This window comes from Parahoeflea alexandrii (assembly GCF_024105735.1).
GTDB classification, from domain to species: domain Bacteria; phylum Pseudomonadota; class Alphaproteobacteria; order Rhizobiales; family Rhizobiaceae; genus Hoeflea; species Hoeflea alexandrii.
In genome coordinates, this window is the sequence record NZ_JAAAML010000001.1 from 1,037,890 (window position 1) to 1,057,097 (window position 19,208).

19 protein-coding genes are annotated in these 19,208 nt (G+C 62.4%); 9 read left to right on the forward strand and 10 right to left on the reverse strand.

Annotated features, from left to right (window positions below):
• Positions 1-63 precede the first annotated feature (63 nt).
• Positions 64-1,176, reverse strand: coding sequence for a pyridoxal phosphate-dependent aminotransferase (locus GTW23_RS04805; RefSeq protein WP_252914831.1), 1,113 nt, complete (start codon positions 1,174-1,176; stop codon positions 64-66).
• 189 nt (positions 1,177-1,365) lie between these two features.
• On the opposite strand from GTW23_RS04805, the gene GTW23_RS04810 reads away from it, so the two are divergent.
• The 5 genes from GTW23_RS04810 (at position 1,366) to GTW23_RS04830 (ending at position 6,991) form a co-directional block, all read left to right on the forward strand.
• Positions 1,366-2,322, forward strand: coding sequence for an AEC family transporter (locus GTW23_RS04810; protein ID WP_252914832.1), 957 nt, complete (start codon positions 1,366-1,368; stop codon positions 2,320-2,322).
• Positions 2,323-2,437: 115 nt separating this feature from the next.
• Positions 2,438-3,943 carry a glycerol-3-phosphate dehydrogenase gene (gene glpD / locus GTW23_RS04815; RefSeq protein WP_252914833.1) on the forward strand — a complete coding sequence of 502 codons (1,506 nt, stop codon included), beginning with the start codon at positions 2,438-2,440 and terminating at the stop codon, positions 3,941-3,943.
• Positions 3,944-4,017: 74 nt separating this feature from the next.
• Positions 4,018-5,508 carry a glycerol kinase GlpK gene (gene glpK, locus GTW23_RS04820; RefSeq protein ID WP_252914834.1) on the forward strand — a complete coding sequence of 497 codons (1,491 nt, stop codon included), beginning with the start codon at positions 4,018-4,020 and terminating at the stop codon, positions 5,506-5,508.
• A gap of 94 nt (positions 5,509-5,602) precedes the next feature.
• Positions 5,603-6,496 carry an alpha/beta fold hydrolase gene (locus GTW23_RS04825; RefSeq protein ID WP_252914835.1) on the forward strand — a complete coding sequence of 298 codons (894 nt, stop codon included), beginning with the start codon at positions 5,603-5,605 and terminating at the stop codon, positions 6,494-6,496.
• 123 nt (positions 6,497-6,619) lie between these two features.
• Complete coding sequence (locus tag GTW23_RS04830; RefSeq protein ID WP_252914836.1) at positions 6,620-6,991, forward strand: VOC family protein; 372 nt, start codon at positions 6,620-6,622, stop codon at positions 6,989-6,991.
• A gap of 333 nt (positions 6,992-7,324) precedes the next feature.
• On the opposite strand, the gene GTW23_RS04835 is transcribed toward GTW23_RS04830, so the two are convergent.
• From GTW23_RS04835 to pcaC, 9 genes are read right to left on the reverse strand one after another with little or no spacing between them, the layout of a single operon-like run.
• Positions 7,325-8,746 carry a L,D-transpeptidase gene (locus GTW23_RS04835; protein ID WP_152008039.1) on the reverse strand — a complete coding sequence of 474 codons (1,422 nt, stop codon included), beginning with the start codon at positions 8,744-8,746 and terminating at the stop codon, positions 7,325-7,327.
• A gap of 48 nt (positions 8,747-8,794) precedes the next feature.
• On the reverse strand, positions 8,795-9,967 hold the full coding sequence (gene pobA, locus GTW23_RS04840) for a 4-hydroxybenzoate 3-monooxygenase (protein WP_252915568.1): 1,173 nt from the start codon (positions 9,965-9,967) through the stop codon (positions 8,795-8,797).
• A gap of 5 nt (positions 9,968-9,972) precedes the next feature.
• Positions 9,973-11,031 carry a 3-carboxy-cis,cis-muconate cycloisomerase gene (locus GTW23_RS04845; protein ID WP_252914837.1) on the reverse strand — a complete coding sequence of 353 codons (1,059 nt, stop codon included), beginning with the start codon at positions 11,029-11,031 and terminating at the stop codon, positions 9,973-9,975.
• A gap of 1 nt (position 11,032) precedes the next feature.
• Complete coding sequence (gene pcaF, locus GTW23_RS04850) at positions 11,033-12,238, reverse strand: 3-oxoadipyl-CoA thiolase (protein ID WP_252914838.1); 1,206 nt, start codon at positions 12,236-12,238, stop codon at positions 11,033-11,035.
• Positions 12,238-13,032 carry a CoA-transferase subunit beta gene (locus GTW23_RS04855; protein ID WP_152008042.1) on the reverse strand — a complete coding sequence of 265 codons (795 nt, stop codon included), beginning with the start codon at positions 13,030-13,032 and terminating at the stop codon, positions 12,238-12,240. Before GTW23_RS04855 ends, pcaF begins: the two co-directional genes overlap by 1 nt.
• A complete protein-coding gene (locus GTW23_RS04860) occupies positions 13,029-13,883 on the reverse strand; it encodes a CoA transferase subunit A (RefSeq protein WP_252914839.1) in 855 nt (284 codons plus the stop codon). The genes GTW23_RS04855 and GTW23_RS04860 overlap by 4 nt, the downstream gene beginning before the upstream one ends.
• A 14-nt stretch (positions 13,884-13,897) precedes the next feature.
• A complete protein-coding gene (pcaG, locus tag GTW23_RS04865) occupies positions 13,898-14,524 on the reverse strand; it encodes a protocatechuate 3,4-dioxygenase subunit alpha (protein WP_252914840.1) in 627 nt (208 codons plus the stop codon).
• A gap of 1 nt (position 14,525) precedes the next feature.
• Positions 14,526-15,266, reverse strand: a complete 741-nt coding sequence (pcaH, locus tag GTW23_RS04870) for a protocatechuate 3,4-dioxygenase subunit beta (RefSeq protein ID WP_252914841.1) — start codon at positions 15,264-15,266, stop codon at positions 14,526-14,528.
• On the reverse strand, positions 15,263-15,658 hold the full coding sequence (gene pcaC, locus GTW23_RS04875; RefSeq protein WP_152008046.1) for a 4-carboxymuconolactone decarboxylase: 396 nt from the start codon (positions 15,656-15,658) through the stop codon (positions 15,263-15,265). Before pcaC ends, pcaH begins: the two co-directional genes overlap by 4 nt.
• A gap of 55 nt (positions 15,659-15,713) precedes the next feature.
• Here pcaC and pcaQ point away from each other — a divergent pair, with 55 nt between their 5' ends.
• The 4 genes from pcaQ (at position 15,714) to GTW23_RS04895 (ending at position 18,968) form a co-directional block, all read left to right on the forward strand.
• On the forward strand, positions 15,714-16,667 hold the full coding sequence (pcaQ, locus tag GTW23_RS04880) for a pca operon transcription factor PcaQ (protein WP_252914842.1): 954 nt from the start codon (positions 15,714-15,716) through the stop codon (positions 16,665-16,667).
• Between the two features lie 104 nt (positions 16,668-16,771).
• A complete protein-coding gene (locus GTW23_RS04885; protein WP_152008048.1) occupies positions 16,772-17,767 on the forward strand; it encodes a sodium-dependent bicarbonate transport family permease in 996 nt (331 codons plus the stop codon).
• A 13-nt stretch (positions 17,768-17,780) separates the two neighbouring features.
• Positions 17,781-18,092: a DUF190 domain-containing protein gene (locus tag GTW23_RS04890; RefSeq protein WP_252914843.1), complete on the forward strand. Its 312-nt coding sequence runs from the start codon at positions 17,781-17,783 to the stop codon at positions 18,090-18,092.
• Positions 18,093-18,197: 105 nt separating this feature from the next.
• A complete protein-coding gene (locus GTW23_RS04895) occupies positions 18,198-18,968 on the forward strand; it encodes a DeoR/GlpR family DNA-binding transcription regulator (protein WP_152011451.1) in 771 nt (256 codons plus the stop codon).
• Positions 18,969-19,208 lie beyond the last annotated feature (240 nt).

The following is a 19,208-nucleotide window of genomic DNA, read 5'->3' on the forward strand; positions in this document are numbered from 1 at the left end:
GATAGGCCGCGATTGACCGGAAAGGGTCGGTCGCGGCCTATTGTTTTGACCGCAGCGGTCAGTTCAGCCCAGATCCGCGACAATGTTCTTCAATTCAGCCTCGAACAGGTCGATCTCGGCTGCAGGTCCGGTGGATATGCGGATGCAGCGGTTGAGCGGTGTGACACCGGGCATGCGGATGAAGATGCCGCGGCTGACAAGGCCGTCGAGGATTGCCTTGGCGTAACCCGAATCCCGACCGCAATCTATGGTAACAAAATTCGTGGCCGAAGCGATCGGCGCAAAACCCTGGCGGCTTGCTATGGCCGCAATCCGGTCACGCGATGTCTCGACCTGGGCAATGACGTGAGCGAGCCAGTTTTGGTCCTTCAGCGCGGCAAGGGCTGCCGCCTGGCCCAGTCTGTTGACGCCGAAATGGTTCCTTACGCGGTGGAACATCGACACCGTCTCTTCCACACCGAAGACGTAGCCGACACGCTGACCGGCCAGACCGTAGGCTTTCGAGAAAGTGCGGAAGCGCAGCACGTTGGGCAGGTCGGCCAGAGCGGCGATGGCCGGGAGTGCTGAAGCCGGCGCTGTTTCGCCATAGGCTTCGTCGAGCACCAGCATCGTGGTTTCGGGAAGAGCTTTGGCAAATTCTGTCACGGCCTCGGCGGAATGCCAGGTCCCCATCGGGTTGTCGGGGTTGGAGAGATAGACCAGGGCCGCGTTTTCGCGGCGCACGGCGTCAAGCAGCGCGTCGAGATCCTCGCGGTCATCCCTGTAGGGCACCGTTACCAGCCGGCCGCCAAAGCCCGCGACGTGGAAATTGAAGGTCGGATAGGCGCCGAGCGAAGTGACCACTGGGGTTCCGGGCTCGACGATCAGGCGGACAATCAGGCCCAGCAGACCGTCGATGCCTTCGCCGACAACCACCCGCTCAGGCGAAAGGCCAAGATGGGTGCCGAGTGCGACGCGCAGATCGTGATTCTCCGGATCGGCGTATCGCCAGCTGAGCTCGGCCTGGCGGGCGATCGCCTCGATCACCGACGGCGCCGGGCCAAAACCGTTTTCATTGGCGCCAAGCCTGGCCTTGAACTCCGCGCCACGCGCGCGCTCCTGGGTTTCCGGCCCAACAAACGGCACGGTGGGCGGCAGCGATTGGGCGAGAGCGGTGAAATGGGAGAAGGCGGGCATGGCGAGATCTGTCCTGTGTCAGTGATGAGAAAGCCCTAGCGGCAATGTGGCGGTGCTTCAAGTCGCGCCCAACCTGGCCCGGCTCATTCGAGAACCATTTGACTTTCGCGGTTTGCCGGACGGTGTTTTGCGTCAACGGTCCACACGGTCTATGACGGAACTCCCGCCACGCTTCTGAGTCCCCCCGCAATGCCTCCCTTTGCCGAAACCATCCTCGTTGTCTTTACGCTGATTGCCATTGGCTATGGTGCGGCGGCGTTTCGGGTGCTGAAGCCCGAGACCGGTGACGGGTTGTCTGATTTCGTCTTCACCATCGCGGTGCCGCTGCTCTTGTTTCGCACCATCGCCACGGCGACATTCGACCATGGGGCGCCGTGGGCGCTGTGGGTGACCTATTTCACCGCGATCTTCGTGACCTGGAGTTCGGCGCATATGGTCATCCGGTCGGGCTTCGGCCGGGATGCGCGTTCAGGGGTCGTCGCCGGGGTGACGGCGGGGTTTTCCAATCTGGTGCTGCTCGGCATTCCGTTCATGTCGGGTGTTTACGGTGAAGCCGGGCTGGCGATCCTGTCGCAGATCGTGTCGATCCACCTACCGGTGATGATGGCGGCCTCGATCATCCTGTTCGAGTGGGCGCTCAAGCGCGATGGTGCAGGCGTGGCATCGAAATCGGTGGTCACGCTGGTGACCGGCTTTTTCCGCCAGCTCATCTCCAATCCGCTGATCATCGGGATTGTCGCGGGCCTTTTGGCGCGGCTTTCCGAACTGGAAATTCCCGCGATCGCCGATCGCGTGATCGCGACCCTTGCCGGTGTTGCCGGACCGCTTGCGCTGTTTGCAATGGGTGTTTCGCTCTGGGGCTACGGGATTCGCGGACAGGTACGGCAGGCTTTGGCGCTGGTGTCGCTGAAGCTGTTGCTGATGCCGGCCGTGGCGCTTGGCATGGCCCTGCTGCTGGGTCTGCCGGAGCTGCAGGCAAAGGTCGCGGTCGCGGCTGCCTCGCTGCCTGCCGGGGTCAACTCGTGGCTGATCGCCAGCCGGTTGGGGACCGGACAGCGGCTGGCCTCGACCTCCATGACGATCGGAACCGCCCTGGCCGCGGTTTCGACCGGTCTCTGGCTGCTGATTGCGGAAACCCTGCTCTGAAACTCCACTAATTTAGGGCGCTCTGGATTGAAGCGCTTTCGTTTGTTTTCTTTTGACATTCGCAATTGTTTCGAATTAGAAAATTTGAGCAGGAGGCGCGGGACAGGGGACCCCAATGGCGGACGACAGGCTCTACGACGTTTTCGTCATCGGCGGCGGCATCAATGGATGCGGCATTGCCCGGGATGCGATCGGCCGGGGGTATTCCGTGTTTCTCGCCGAAATGAATGATTTGGCCTCGGGTACCTCGTCCTGGTCGTCGAAGCTGATCCACGGTGGTTTCCGCTATCTCGAATATTATGAATTCCGGCTTGTGCGTGAAGCCTTGAGCGAACGCGAAGTGCTGCTTGCCAATGCGCCGCACATCATCTGGCCGCTCAGGTTCGTGTTGCCGCATCACACCGACATGCGGCCTGCGTGGCTGCTCCGGCTGGGCCTGTTTCTCTACGACCATATCGGAACCCGCAAGCTGCTGCCGGGCACGAAAACGGTGGACCTCAAGACTTCGATAATTGGCAAGCCGCTGAAGCCGCTGTTCTCCAAGGGCTTCGAGTATTCCGACTGCTGGGTCAACGACGCGCGGCTGGTGGTGCTCAATGCGCGCGACGCGGCGGATCGGGGCGCCGTGATCCGAACCCGGACCGAGGTGATTTCGGCGGAGCGCAAGGATGGCGTGTGGGAAGTCACGATTGCCGACCGGGCAACTGGTGCGCAGGAAACCGTCAGGGCGCGGCTGATTGTCAACGCCGGCGGTCCATGGGTCGACCGGATCCTGTCGGGCGTCGTCGGCCGCAACGACGCGCATAATGTGCGGCTGGTGCAGGGCAGCCATATCGTGGTGCCGAAGCTGCACGACCATGACCGCGCCTACATCTTCCAGAATGGCGACGGACGGATCATCTTCGCGCTGCCTTACGAAGAGGATTTCACCCTGATCGGTACCACTGACGAGGACTATACGGGCGATCCGAAAGACGTCGCCATCACGGATGCGGAGATCGAATATCTGTGCGCGGCGGCGAGCGAGTATTTCGCCACGCCAGTGAAGCGATCCTCCATCGTCTGGACCTACTCGGGCGTGCGCCCGCTCTATGATGATGGCGCATCGGCGGCACAGGAAGCCACCCGCGACTATGTGCTCAAGCCCGATCCGGCAGAAGGCGCGCCGCTGATCAACATCTTCGGCGGCAAGATCACGACCTATCGCAAATTGTCGGAATCGATGCTGGAACTGATCGAGGAGCGGCTCGGCACAAAATCGGGGCGCTGGACCCATCGGGCCGCTTTGCCGGGCGGAGACTTCGCTGCGGATGGCTTCGACCGGGAGGTTTCGCGGCTGCAACAGGACTATCCGCTGCTCGATCCCGCACAGGCAAGGCGCTATGTCCGGCAATACGGTACAAGAGCGTGGGCCATGCTTGGCGACGCCAAGCGTCGCGAGGATCTCGGGCAGCATTTCGGTTACGGCCTCTATGCGCTGGAGGTTGACTACCTGATAGCTCATGAATGGGCGGTGGAGGCCGCCGACGTGATCTGGCGGCGCACCAAGCGCGGGCTCCGCCTCGACAGGGACCAGGTGGCAGCACTTGATGCCTATATGGAAGAAAAGCAGGCTGCATAGTTTTGAAGCCGGACCTGGCGGGGTTTTCCCCCGGCCCGAATCCGGCTCATATGAGACCAGCATGGGAGGACAACATGAGCGGATACATTCTCGCAATTGATCAGGGCACCACATCGAGCCGCGCCATCGTCTTCGACGCGGACATGCGGATCGCCGGCACCGGTCAGAAGGAATTCACGCAATTCTATCCGCAATCGGGCTGGGTCGAGCATGATCCGGAGGAGATCTGGAAAACGGTCGTCTGGTCGGTCAGGCAGGCGCTGAAGAATGCCGGTGTCGAGGCCGCGGACATTTCCGCGATCGGCATCACCAACCAGCGCGAGACGGTGGTGGTGTGGGAACGCGAAACCGGCAAGCCGATCCACAACGCAATCGTCTGGCAGGACCGCCGGACCGCATCCTATTGCGACAAGCTCAAGCGGCAGGATCTCGAGAAGACTTTCACCCGCAAGACCGGGCTGCTGCTCGATCCCTATTTCTCCGGAACCAAGCTGTCGTGGATGCTGGCCAACGTGAAGGGGACAAGGACACGCGCGGCGCGCGGGGAATTGTGCTTCGGCACCATCGATACTTTCCTGATCTGGCGGCTGACCGGCGGCAAGGCCTTCGTTACCGACGCCACCAACGCGTCACGAACCCTGATGTTCAACATCGAAACCCAGGAATGGGATGCCGAGCTTCTCAAGATCCTTCGGATTCCTGCTGACATGCTGCCGGAAGTGAAAGACTGTGCGGCGGATTTCGGTGTCACCGACAAGTCGCTGTTCGGTGCGGAGATCCCGATCCTCGGCGTGGCCGGCGATCAACAGGCGGCTACCATCGGTCAGGCCTGTTTCGAGCCGGGCATGCTGAAATCCACCTATGGAACCGGCTGTTTTGCATTGCTCAATACCGGCGAAGACATGGTTCGTTCGAAGAACCGTCTCCTGACCACGGTGGCCTACCGGCTCGACGGCAAGGTGACCTATGCGCTGGAAGGCTCTATCTTCATCGCGGGCGCAGCAGTCCAGTGGCTGCGCGACGGCATCAAGGTAATCAAGAAGGCCGAGCACAGCGGTGATCTCGCGGCGGAGGCTGATCCGACCCAGGATGTTTATCTTGTGCCGGCATTCACGGGGCTCGGCGCGCCGCACTGGGATGCCGAGGCCCGTGGCGCGATCTACGGCATGACACGAAACACGGGCCCGGCCGAGTTTGCCCGGGCGGCGCTGGAGGCGGTCTGCTACCAGACCCGCGATCTGCTCGATGCGATGCGCAAGGACTGGAAAAGCTCGGGCGCGACGACGGTGCTGCGTGTCGACGGCGGCATGGTCGCATCCGACTGGACCATGCAGCGGCTCGCCGACATTCTGGATGCGCCGGTTGACCGGCCGACAATCCTGGAGACGACGGCGCTGGGTGCCGCATGGCTTGCAGGCCAGCGGGCCGGGGTCTGGCCCAAGCAGAAGGCCTTTGCCAAGGCCTGGGCGCGTGACCGCCAGTTCAAGCCGGAGATGGACGACAAGACCCGCAACGCCAAGCTGAAAGGCTGGCGCGATGCAGTGCGGCGGACACTGAGCCAATAGTCCGGTTTCCTGGGCGTTGAGGCCAGGCCGGCTTTAAAGACCGTCGGTATGCCGGTAACCTCCGCCCGACCGGAGCAATAGGTCAGGAGATGTGATGCAGGACGCCAGCCATCGTTTTGTCGACTTGAACGGCCAGCCTTTCCACTATCTCGAGTGGGGCAGGGAAGAGACTCCGGTCTTGCTGTTCCTGCACGGTTTTCCCGAATACAGCGGAGCATGGGGCGAGGTCGCGTCCCGGCTTGCCGACAGTTATAGTTGTATCGCTCCCGACCAGCGCGGTTTCGGCCAGAGCTGGGCTCCGCCCGAGGTCGAGGCCTACGAGATGCGCGAACTGGTCGGAGACATGGCTGCGCTTATTGACACCCTGGACCAGAAGGTCACGGTGGTCGGCCACGACTGGGGTGCTGCGACGGCTTACGGGCTGGCGATGTTCCGCCCGGAGCTGGTATCGCGGCTGATCATCATCAACGGTGTCCACCCGGCGCCATTCCAGCGCGAACTGGCTGCCGGCGGGGCTCAGACCAGCGCCTCCCAGTACATTCGCTTCCTGCGCGCCGAAGGCTCTGAAGACAAGCTGTCCGCGAATGACTTCGAAAGCCTGATGAAACTGTTTTCCGCGAAGATGGACCTGAGCTGGCTGAGCGGGGAGAGGCTGGAACTCTACAAGGCGGAATGGTCGCGCCCCGGGCGCCTGAAGGCGATGATCAACTGGTACAGGGCTTCGCCGCTCAAGGTCGCGCTTCCGGGCGAGGCACTGAGCGATGTTCCGGCTTTGCGCAAGGACAGGCTGCAGGTGCGCTGCCCGCATCTCCTGATCTGGGGTGACAATGACACCGCGCTGCTGCCGCAATGCATCGAAGGGCTCGAGGAGTACGCGGCAGATCTGACGGTCGAGCATGTGGGGGACGCCGATCACTGGATCTGCCACCAGAAGCCGGATCTGGTGGCGGGGCTGATCCGGTCATGGCTCGAGAGCCAGCCGGGCTAAACCGCAGACCTCATGCCCTCGCTGCCAGTCCGGTCCCATCAATCGGTTTGCCGATTGATATGTCATGCGTCTACACTTTGACCGAGACGATCCCGATTGCAGATCTCAGGAAGGAACGATGCAATGGAGCTTGGTGCATTCTCCCTCAGCCTTGCCGTCAAGAACCTGGCGGCATCGAGAGCGTTTTACGAGAAACTCGGATTCCAGGCCTTCGGTGGGGACGCCGCGCAGGGATGGCTGATCCTGCACAATGGCGGCTGCGTGATCGGTCTGTTTGAAGGCATGTTCGAAAAGAACATGCTTACTTTCAATCCTGGCTGGCGCGAGAAGGCAGAGCCGCTCGAAGAGTTCACCGACGTCCGCGAGTTGCAGAAGCAGCTCAAGAGCAAGGGCGTCGCGTTCAAGGCGGAGGCGGATGAGGCGAGCACCGGGCCGGCAAGCTTCATGATCATGGATCCTGACGGCAACCCGATCCTGGTCGATCAGCACCGCTGAAGAGTGCAGACATCAACTCCTGATGGTGGGAAGTGTATCCTCGCGTTTCTTGCGATGTTGATTCCGACAAGCTTGGCGAGTGCCTGATTTTACTCTCATACAAGCGATTGCGAATGGTTCATGGTAGCGACGGTTGAGTGCGCACGCGCTTTATCGCTTGGCCGCACTGAGATCAGTGTTTCCTGGCCATAATCGGTTGGGCAGGTCGGGCGAGAGGCATTTGACCGGCCGGCCTCGCTCTTGCTCGCATCCTGATTCCGTTCAGAGCCCCATGCATCTGCTTTTCAAGGCATTCAAGCGAGTGCGAATATTCGTTCGCGCCGGTGCTTCGCTTTACTCAATGAAACTGACGGTGACGCCGGGTGTGACCATGCCGGCGAGTTCCTCGGCGTCCCAATTGGTCAGCCGGACACATCCATTGCTCTGGGTCTTGCCGATGGCCGAGGGTTCCGGTGTGCCGTGGATGCCGTAGGTCGGCTTGGAGAGCGCGATCCAGACTGTTCCGACAGGGCCGTTGGGTCCTGGCGGAACCTGCAGGATCTTGTCGTTGTTGCCCTGCTTGAAATTGATCTTGGGATTGTAGGTGTAGCCGGGATTGTGGGCCACACGTTCGATGGTCACGTCACCCGATGGCGAAGGCGTGTCGCTGGAACCGATGGTGGCCGGGTAGGCCGCAAGCAGCTTGCCGCCGGCGTCATAGGCGCGAACCTGCTTGCGGGCCTTGTCGGCAATGATGCGCGTGACCTTTCCGGTCTTCTTCCGACCTGTTGCCACAACCTTTATCCGGACGCCGGGAAGGCTGAAATCGACACCCGGGTTGAGTTCCTTGAGATAGGCTTCGTCCATGTGGAACCGTTCGGCAAGCATCTCCGATGTGGAGGTGAAAGCGAGACGTTCCAGCCGCGCCTTCTCGGCGTAGTCGGTGGGGACCGAGGCGATGAACGGACCGGCGGCGTCCTCGGCGGTGATTTCATAGGTGGTGAAAGCCAGTCCGCCTTCAGCGGCCAGGCGGCTGACGATCAGGTCGGTGTCGGCGGGGTCGAGCCGTTCGCCGGTGGCCTCGAACCAGGCGTCGAGCGCCTTTGCCACATTGGAGCCCATGCGGCCGTCGATGACGCCGGGCGAAATGCCGTTGCGGTCAAGATAGACCTGGAGTGCGGAGACCTGCGCCTTGGACAGGGCGGGAGCCTTCTTTTCAGGCTTGGCCGGTTTTTCGGCACGCGGTTGCGCGGGTTCCTCGACTGCCGGGACTTCGATGATTTTCGGCCGCGTCGGCACGGTTCCGGTCATCGGGTTGAGGTCGCGGCGCTCTATGCGGGCGCGCGGTGCATCGGGAAAGATGTCCTGCGAGGCCTGCTCGCGAGCCGATGGCGGTTCCGGAAAACCGGACTGATCGATGAGGTTGTCCATGCCACGTCGCGTGTCACGCTGGCTGCCGCCGTTCTGCTCCTGATACTGCCAGGCCGGGATCTCGAAGCCGATCACCTGGTTCCAGTTGTCGACGAGCAGCCTGCGGCCCTGGTTGTCAATGATGATCCGCACGGAGCCGGCTTCGGGGATGTTGCGCATCAACTCGCCGTCGACCGTTACAAGGACCATGCGTTGACCGCCGTACCGATCGGCAAAGGCCGGGGCAGCAAATATCGGCGCGGCACTCATCAGTGCCACGGCGAGGAAGGTTGCAGCGGGGCGGATGCGGATCTTGGTCGTCATGTGGTCAACCTGCGGCTTGAGCGACAATAATGTGTCCATCATTGCCATGGTCTGCTGAATGCAAGCTGAACAAACGTTGGAAAACCGGCTTCAGTAAGGCAGGCCGATGTAGTTTTCCGCAAGCGCCGTTTTCATCGCCTCGGAGTCAAGCGTGTAGGCGAGCTCGGTTTCGAGAATGCGAGCTTCGAACGGGGCCTGCTCGGGAAAACGGTGCAGCATGGTGGTCATCCACCAGGAGAACCGGACCGCCTTCCAGACCCTTGAGAGTGCGAGGCTGGAATAGGCATCGAGCAAGTCGGTGTCGCGCTCGAGGAAATGGCCGCGCAGACCTTCGAACAGGTAATGGACATCGGAGGCAGCCAGGTTAAGACCCTTGGCGCCGGTGGGCGGCACGATGTGTGCCGCATCGCCGACGAGAAACAGGCTGCCGAAGTGCATCGGTTCGGCAACGAAGGACCTGAGCGGCGCGATGGACTTTTCAAATGACGGCCCGGTGATCATGGTTTCCGCCGTTTCGGGGGGCAGGCGGCGGCGCAGCTCGGCCCAGAACTGATCGTCCGACCAGGCCTCGATGCTGTCACCGGCATTGCACTGGATGTAGTAGCGGCTGCGCGTGTTCGAACGCATCGAGCAGAGCGCGAAGCCGCGGGAATGGCTGGCATAGATGAGTTCATGGCTCACCGGCGGAACATCGGCGAGAATGCCGAGCCAGCCGAACGGATAGACCTTTTCGAAGGTTCGAATGGAGTCTTCGGGAACAGAGCGGCGGCTGGCGCCGTGAAACCCGTCACAGCCGGCTATGAAGCGGCAATTGATGCGGACGTCCTCGCCGTCGATCCGGCATGTGACATGGGGCTTGTCGCCGTCGAAATCATGAAGCTGGACGTCTTCGACCTCGTAATGGCTGATGCCGCCGGTGTCCTTGCGGCGCTCGACGAGATCGCGGGTCACCTCGGTCTGGCCGTAAACCATGACGCTCTTGCCGCCGGTCAGTTTGGCCAGGTCGATGCGATGGGTGTCGTTTTCGCAGGTGATGGCAAAGCCGTCATGCGGCAGGCCTTCTGCATGCATCCGTCCGCCTGCACCGGCAGCTTCGAGCAGCTTCACGGTCCCTTGCTCCAGCACTCCGGCGCGAACACGCGAGAGCACATGATCGAGGCTCGAGCGCTCCAGGATCAGCGTCTCGATACCGATGTCATGCAGCAGCTGGCCGAGCAGCAGGCCGGAGGGGCCTGCGCCAATGATGCAGACTTGAGTGGACAAGGTCTTCATGCGGATTTCCCCATGTGTTCAATCGACTGGATGAGAGCGAGAGCTGCTGAAAGGCTGGTCCCGGTGGTCTCGCAGATCTGCGGCAGGATCATCCATTCCAGCATCCAGGCAGCCCCGGAACGCTCCAGTTCGTGGATCTGGGCCTGGTGCATGCCGGAGATCAGCGTGGCGTTGAAACGGGCCATGGTAACCAGACGTTCGGCGGTGACCGGGTTCTGCTTGTGCGGCATGGCCGATGACGAGCCGCCACCCGAAATGCGGATGTCATCAGCCCCCCGCAACGCCATCAGCGCCACATCCTGACCGATCTTGCCCAGGGTGCCGGTGAGTTCAGACATCCAGTTGGCCTGTGCGATGACAGGACCACGGTCGGAATGCCAGCTGTGCCCGGGCCAGCTAAGGCCCAATTCGCTTGCAATCGAGCGGGCTACAGTCGCTGCGTTGTCTCCCAGCGCCTGGAGATCGCCAACGGCGCCTCCGAATTGCAGCACGCCGGTCTGCTCTCTCAGCGCGGGTAGCCGTTCGCGCAGGGCCGACAAGGGCTGCCGCCACGTGGCGATCCGTTCGGAGGCATGGAACAACACGGCAGGTTGCATCCTGGTGATGGCCTGGAGCTCATTCTTTCCGCACCGGGTGGACAGTTCGTCAAGCTGCTGCAACAGCGCGTCGAGCCGTTCCGCAAAAATGACATTGACCGATATCAGCGCCTCGATCGTCGCCGTATCCATCAGGTCCTGGCTGGTAGCGCCATGATGCAGCATCGGTTTTGCCGGGCCGGAAACATGGGCGCGCAACTGGCGCACATATTCCGGAACCGGAACGCCGTCGCGAATGCCGGCTTCAGCGATCGCCGCGCCATCGGGTGCGAAGTCGCCGATCTGGCGCGCCAGGTCCTCAGCGTCGGCCGCTGCGACCAGCCCTGCCTTGGCAAGTCCCTTGATCAGGGCCTGCTCGAAACGTGAGAAGCTGGCGAACAGGGGGGCGTCCGAGAACAATTCAGCAATCTTGGGATCGCTGTAGAGCCCCGCCGCCCATCGGTGTTCGCCAGCGTCCATATCAGACCCGCTCGAGGGCGATGGCGATGCCCTGACCGACGCCGATGCACATGGTGGCAAGCGCCAGCTTTTCGTTGCGGACCGCAAGTTCGAGTGCGGCGGTGCCGGTGATGCGGGCGCCGGACATGCCGAGCGGGTGGCCGAGCGCGATGGCACCGCCATTGGGGTTGATGTGCTCGGCGTCTTCCTGAAGCCCGAGCTGGCGCAGGACGGCGATGCCCTGGCTGGCGAAGGCTTCGTTGAGTTCGATCACGCCGAAGTCGGATGGTTTCAGGCCAAGCCGGGTGCAAAGTTTCTGGGTTGCCGGGGCCGGGCCGATGCCCATGATCCGCGGTTCGACACCGGCGGTGGCGCCGCCGAGAATGCGGGCGATCGGGGTCAGCCCGTGCTTCTTCGCAGCCGCTTCGCTGGCGATTATCAGCGCTGCCGCGCCGTCATTGACGCCGGAAGCGTTGCCTGCGGTGACCGAGCCGCCGGCGCGGAACGGGGCCTTGAGCTTTGCCAGCTGTTCGAGCGTGGTATCCGGGCGTGGATGCTCGTCGGTGTCGACAACGATCGGATCTCCCTTGCGGCGCGGAATTTCCACCGCGACGATTTCCTTGTCGAAGCGGCCGGATGCCTGGGCCTTGCCGGCGCGGGTCTGGCTGCGCAGCGCAAAGCTATCCTGGTCCTCGCGGCTGATGCCGAAATCCTCGGCGACATTTTCGCCGGTCTCGGGCATCGAATCGACGCCGTACTGGGACTTGAGCAGCGGATTGACAAAGCGCCAGCCGATGGTGGTGTCATAGATTTCGGCATTGCGCGAAAAGGCCGTGTCGGCCTTGGGCATGACGAAAGGCGCGCGCGACATGCTTTCGACGCCGCCGGCGAGCACCAGCTCTGCCTCGCCGGAGCGGATGATGCGGCTGGCTGCCAGCACCGCATCCATGCCCGAGCCGCAGAGCCGGTTGAGCGTGGTGCCGGGAACCGAGACCGGCAGTCCTGCCAGCAGCGTTGCCATGCGGGCGACGTTGCGGTTGTCTTCGCCTGCCTGGTTGGCGCAGCCGTAGTAGACCTCCTCGATGACTTCCCAGTCGACACCGGCGTTGCGCTCCTTCAGGGCGCGCAGCGGGATCGCGCCCAGATCATCGGCGCGAACGCTGGACAGGGCGCCGCCGAAACGGCCAATCGGGGTGCGGACATAATCACAGATGAATGCTTCGGCCATCAGGCGGCTTCTCCGGTTTTGCCGCCGGAATGGGCGGCTTTGGTGCGTGCATTGAGATCGCGCAGCGTCGACAGCTCGATCCCGGTTGGCGCCGGGGTCTCCTCGAGCTTGTCGGCGAACCGCACGGTCCAGCCGCATTCCGCCTGAACCATTTCGCGCGTCACGCCGGGGTGCATCGAGACCACGGTGAACTCACGTGTTACAGGATCAGGCTTCCAGACCGCAAGGTCTGTAACCATTAGGGTTGGCCCCTTGGTGGCAATTCCCAGCCGCTGGCGATGGTCGCCGCCTTCGCCGTGGCCGAAGCTGGTATAAAAGTCGATCTTGTCGACCATGGCGCGCTTGGACTGCTTGAGCGTGATGAAGATCTCGCCGCAGGAGGAGGCGATCTCCGGTGCGCCGCCGCCACCGGGGAGGCGGGTCTTGGGTTGGTCGTAGTCGCCGATGACGGTGGTGTTGATGTTACCGAAACGGTCGATCTGGGCGGCACCGAGAAAGCCGACGGTGACGCGTCCGCCCTGAAGCCAGTAGCGGAACATTTCCGGCACCGAGACGGTGGTGACCGCCGTGTCGCAAAGTTCGCCGTCGCCGATCGACAGCGGCAGCACCTGCGGCGCGGTCCCGATGGTGCCGCTCTCGTAGATAAGCGTCACGTCCGGCGCATGGGTGAGGCGGGCGATGTTGCAGGCCGCCGACGGTGCGCCGATGCCGACGAAGCAGACATCGGTGTTCTTGAGCGCGCGGGACGCCGCAATCGTCATCATTTCATTGGAGGTGAAGTCGGTGTCGCTCATGCCGCGCTCCTGAGATGTTTGATCCGGTCGGCGAAATCCTCGGGCCTTGCGTCGAGAACATTGTCTTTCATCCAGGCGAGGAACGTATCGCGGTCCGCGGCAATCTTGTCCCAGGCGATGTAGCTTGCATTGTCGCGCGAATAGTAGCCGTGGGCGTAGGACGGATGGGCGCCGCCGGGGACGAGGCAGATGGCGGTGACGGCCCAGCCGGGCAGCACGCAGGCATTGGGGTGGGCGTGGAGATCGTCGACGATCTCCTCGACAGTGACGACCGAGCGCTTGGCCGCGAGCACGGCTTCCTTCTGCACGCCGACAATGCCTTCGATTAGCACATTGCCCTTGCGGTCTGCTTTCTGGGCGTGGATGAAAGTCACGTCCGGCCGGATCGCCGGCGCGGCTGCCAGTTCCTCACCGGTAAACGGGCAGGTTACCGAGCGGATGTTCGGGTTGACCTTGGCCAGTTCCGCGCCCTTGTAACCGCGGAAGGCGGCAAAGGGCAGACCTGCGGCACCGGCCTCATAGGCATTGGCCATGGCAGCGTGGGAATGTTCCTCGATCTCGATTGCGTGCGGCCAGCCGTTTTCGACCGAATCGCGCAAGCGCCTGAGCAGACCGACGCCGGGATTGCCGGCATAGGAGAAGATCAGCTTCTTGACCGCGCCCATGCCGATCAGCTGGTCGTAGACCACATCGGGGGTCATCCGGACCAGGGTGAGGTCCTTGATCCCCTGGCGCAGCGCTTCATGGGCGCTGGCATGGGGAATAAGATGGGTGAACCCCTCGAACGCGGCGGTGTCGCCGGAGTTGAGGTTTTGCGCTACCGCCTCGGACAGCGTCATGAATTGTGCCATGGCCTGCTTCTCTTTCAGATATCGAAGAACACGGTTTCCTGCGGACCCTGCAGGTGGATGTCGTGGCTGTATTTGCCATTGCCGCCCCTGGCGATCAGCGTTGCCACCCGGTCCTTGTGCTCGAAACGCTCGAACACCGGGTCGGCGGCGTTTGCATCGGCCTCGTCCTCGAAATAGATCCGGGTGTTGAGGCCAAGATTGATGCCGCGTGCGACAATCCAGATGTTGATGTGCGGCGCCTGCAGACGTCCATCGGTAAACGGAACGCGGCCGGGCTTGATTGTCTCGAAACGGAAATGCCCGGTGGTCTGGTCCGCCGCACAGCGTCCCCAGCCTGTGAAGGCGGGGTCGGCGGTGCCGCGTTGCTCGGCTGGCGAATTGTAGAGGCCGTCGGTATCCGCCTGCCAGATCTCGACCAGAACGTCCTTGAGCGGTGTGCCGGCACCGTCGAAGACGCGGCCTTCAACGGTGATGCGCTCACCCCTTGTCTTGTCGGAGACCATGGCGATGCCGAGATCCTGGTCGTAGACGCCCTCAATGCCACAGAAGTTCGGCGTAAGGCCGATATGCACGTACGGACCAGCAGTCTGCGACGGCGATTCCTTGAAGGGGTAGAGCGGTCCCGGTGTCACATTGGTCATGTCAGTTGCCCTCCAAGCGGTTTTCGAACAGGGTCGAGCGGCTGCCGCGCAGAATGATGTCGAAGCGATAGGTCAGCGAGTCCATCGGCGCGGATGCATCCATGTCGAGCCGGGCGACCAGCATGTCGATGGCCGCGGGATCATTGATGGTGCGAACGATCGGGCAGCGCGGGATCAGCGGATCGCCCTCGAAATACATCTGCGTGATCAGTCTCTGGGCAAAGGCGTGGCCGAAGACCGAAATGTGGATGTGCGCCGGACGCCAGTCGTTCGGACCGTTCGGCCACGGGTAGGGGCCGGGCCGCACGGTGCGGAAGGCATAGGTGCCGTCATCGCCGGTCACGGTCCGTCCGCAACCGCCGAAATTGGGGTCGAGCGGTGCCAGATAATTGTCCTTCTTGTGCCGGTAGCGGCCGCCGGCATTGGCCTGCCAGAATTCGAGCAGGACATTGGGGACAGGCTGCCCCCGTTCATCCATCACCCGTCCCTGGACGACCACGCGTTCGCCGATGGCGCTCATGCCGGGCTGGGCGAAATTGAGCGTCAGGTCGTTGTCGAGCGGCCCGATCAGGTCGTGGCCGAAGGCAGGGCCGGTGGTTTCCGACAGCGTGTTGGCGAAAGCGATCAGCGGCCGTTGGGGTGCGCGAAGCACTGACGATTTGTAGCCCGGTGCGTAGGCTTGCGGATGCCATGCCCGGTCCCTGGGGAAGTAATTGGCTGCTTGTGGCCTGCTGTTTTTCATGCCCCGGATCCTCCCGATGTCGATTTCATCTCCGCCAGTGTTCGCTTTGCAATGCGAAAAGCGGTGTTTGCCGCAGGCACGCCGGCGTAGATCGCCACGTGCATCAGCGCCTCGCAAATGTCTTCTTCCGTCGCGCCGGTGTTTGCCGTGGCGCGGACATGCATGGCGACCTCTTCCTCATGGCCGAGGGCAGCCAGCAGCGCAATGGTGACAATCGAGCGGTCGCGCTTGCTCCAATTGGGGCGCGACCACAGGCCTTCCCATGCGCTTGCGGTGATCAGGTCCTGAAAGGGAGCATCAAAGGTGGTCTTCGCCGCTATTGCACGGTCGACATGGGCGTCACCCAGCACCGCACGGCGTGTGCGTTCACCACTGGACTTGGTTTCCGTCATGAGTTCCTCCCCGCCAATCCATGAACAGGTTTACATATTGGAATGGAAATGAATAATGATTTTTCATCGCAATAATTATAGCGACATCGATATGGATATTTCGCGACGCATCAAGATCCGCCATCTGGAGGCTTTCGTCGAAGTGGCCCGGCAGAAGAGCGTCGGCCGGGCGGCGATCACCCTGTCGCTGACGCAGCCGGCGGTAACGCGCACCATTCGCGAACTGGAGCAGATTGTCGGCACGCCGCTGATCGAGCGGGATGGCCGCGGCATCCGCCTGTCGCATCAGGGGGAAGTTTTCCTGTCCCATGCCGGTTCCGGGCTTGCGGCGGTGCGCGGCGGCATCGCGGCGCTTGCCAATGTGGCCACGGTGGCCGGGCCGCCGGTGCGCATCGGTGCGTTGCCGACCGTGTCCGCCACCATCATGCCCGGGGCCGTGGCTGATTTCCTGGCATCCGGCCTGAAAAGTCCGCTGATGGTGACAACCGGGGAAAACCGGGTTCTGCTTGACCAGTTGCGCAAGGGCGATCTCGACTTGGTGATGGGCCGGATGCCGGCGCCCGAAAACATGGCAAGTCTGCGCTTCGAGCAGCTTTACCGCGACCGGGTGGTGTTCATTGTTTCCAGCAGGCATCCGCTGGCGGGACAGCGGCAGGTGGCGGCGGATATTCTCTCCCGTCATCCCGTGCTGGTTCCTCCGGCGGGTTCGATCATTCATCCCTTCGTCGAGCGGGTGATGCTGGAGCAGGGCATGGCGCCGCCGGTCCAGGCGGTGGAAACCGTTTCGGACAGTTTCGGACGCGCCTTTCTGCGATCCACGAACGCCATCTGGATCATCTCGCGCGGCGTGGTCGCGGCGGAACTCGGCTCCGGCGAATTCGTCGAATTGCCGATCGACACGGGCACCACCATGGGGGCGGTGGGGCTGATCACCCGCGAGACGGATCGGCCACATGACGCCGCCTTGTTCTTTGCGGATATCCTCCGGCGGCGCACCGCGCTGGGCTGAAATGCACCCGACACGAGGTTTGAGTTGCAACAGGCTGGAACTTCCGGCCCATTGTCGCTAAACGCGGTGCCAGAAGGGGCAGTCAAGAGGGGCTTTGACGTTCAATGCAAGATGTTCTGGCGCTGGCGAGCGCAAACCTGCTGTCACCGGCGGTGCTGTTTTTCGCGCTCGGTTTCCTGGGCACGATAGCCGGTTCGCATCTGACATTGCCCGAGGCCGTGGCCAAAACATTGTCGATCTACCTGATGCTCGCCATCGGCTTCAAGGGCGGCGTGGCGGTCAACGAACACGGTCTCGGTGTCGACATCGTGCTGGCGCTGGTTGCGGGCATCGTGCTTTCTGCGCTCATTCCACTGGTGGCTTTCGGGCTGCTGACGGTGATGGCCCGGCTCGACCGGGTCGACCGCGCGGCGGTGGCCGCCCATTACGGCTCGATCTCGATCGTCACTTTCGTGGCGGCAAGCGAGGCGTTGCGGCTGGCAGGCCTGAGTTTCGAAGGCTACCTGGTCGCCGTCGCCGCTGTCATGGAAACACCGGCGATCCTTGTCGCGCTCTATCTCGCCCATGCGGGCCGGTCGGGAAGCGGTTCCGCGAGCAAGGCTGGCGGGCGGCAGGAGGGGCTGATGACCGAGGTGATGCTCAATTCATCGGTTGTCGTGCTTGTGGGCTCATTCGTCATCGGCTTTCTGGCGGGACCCAAGGGGCTCGCCGATATCGGTCCGTTCATCGTCGATCCCTTCAAGGGCGTTTTGTGCCTGTTCCTTCTCGACATGGGCGCGGTCGCCGGACGCGGAATCCGCTCGGGATGGAAGCACATGAGCCCGGGCCTTGTGCTGTTCGGCCTGCTGATGCCCTATGTCGGCGCGGTGTTCGCGATGGCCGCCGGGCTTGCAATCGGCCTGTCGACCGGCGGTGTGGCGCTGTTGATGGTGCTGGGGGCTTCAGCCTCCTACATTGCCGTGCCGGCGGCGCTGCGCCTGGCTCTTCCGGAGGCGCGGCCTTCGATCTATCTTACCCTGTCGCTGGGTATAACCTTCCCGATGAACCTGACCATCGGCATACCTGCCTATATCGCCCTGGCTCAGATGGCGGCCGGCTAACGCGGAGATGACCATGCAGACTTTTGCGAAGAAACAGATCCGGATCATCTGCGAACGGCCCATCCTGAAGAGAGTGCAACGTCATCTCGCCAGCGCCGGCGTGAAGGGATACACGGTGTTTCCGGCGCTTTCAGGGTCTGGATCGGAGGGCGATTGGGACCGGGAAGGCATGATTGGCGATGCCGGCCAGATGGTGCTGGTTGTCGTGGTGCTCGACGAGGAGGATCTCGATCGTGTGCTCACCGATATCTTCGACGTGGTCAGTACGCAGATGGGGGTGATCACCATCTCCGACGTCGAGGTGGTGCGGCCCGACCGTTTCTGACCGGCACTGGACAACTCGACACCGTCGTCCCCGCCCGCATTGTGGTTTTCGTTTCTTTCGTTTTACACTGGATGTGAAACAGGTGAGTCCGGAAAAACGATGCTGATGTACCTCGCACCACGCCACACGGAAATCATTGAACTTGCGAAGACCGAGGGCAGGGTCCTTGTCGATGATCTGGCCCAGCGCTTCGATGTGACGCCGCAGACCATCCGCAAGGATCTCAACGATCTGTGCGAGCGGCAATTGCTCACCCGCATTCATGGCGGCGCCGTCATTCCGTCGAGCACCCAGAACATGGAGTATGCGCAGCGCGGCAAGATTGCCGCGGAGGAAAAGCAGGCGATAGGGGCTGCCGCGGCGGCACTTATTCCTGACAACGCCTCGCTGTTCATCAATATCGGCACCACGACCGAGGCCGTGAGCCAGGCCTTGCTTCGCCACGGGCGGCTGATGATCATCACCAACAACATCAATGTCGCCAACAGGATGCGCCCCTACACCCAGTTCGAAGTGGTGATCGCGGGCGGCGTGGTGCGCGCGTCGGATGGCGGCATCGTCGGCGAGGCGGCGGTGGACTTCATCCGCCAGTTCAAAGTTGATTACGCGGTGATCGGCACTTCGGCGATCGATCCCGACGGCGCGCTGCTCGACTATGATTTCCGGGAAGTGAAGGTGGCGCAGGCCATTATTGCGAATGCGCGTCAGGTGATCCTTGTGGCGGACTCGACCAAGTTCGAACGGACAGCGCCTGTCCGCATCGGTCACCTCGAGCAGGTCGACACCTTCGTCACGGATCAGTGTCCGGATGACAGGGTGCGGAAGATCTGCCGTGATTTCGATGTTGAGCTGATCGAGACCATGCGGCTGCCCTAGTTCGGCAGATGGCAGGGCCGGCGCGCCTGAAGTGCGGTTGATATTTGAGAACAGCTATATGTTGCAGTGAAGCCACGGCCAAAGAACAATGGCCCCGCAGCGGTCATTTCTTGGCCATTGTGCTTTTTCGGACTTGGCTAAGTCACTATATAGCAGCAGCCGCAGCTATCCGACCTTAGTCGAATAGTCTCCGCCATGCGCGGTTTTGGGTGGCGCATTTACGACCGTGCCTTTGCGCGG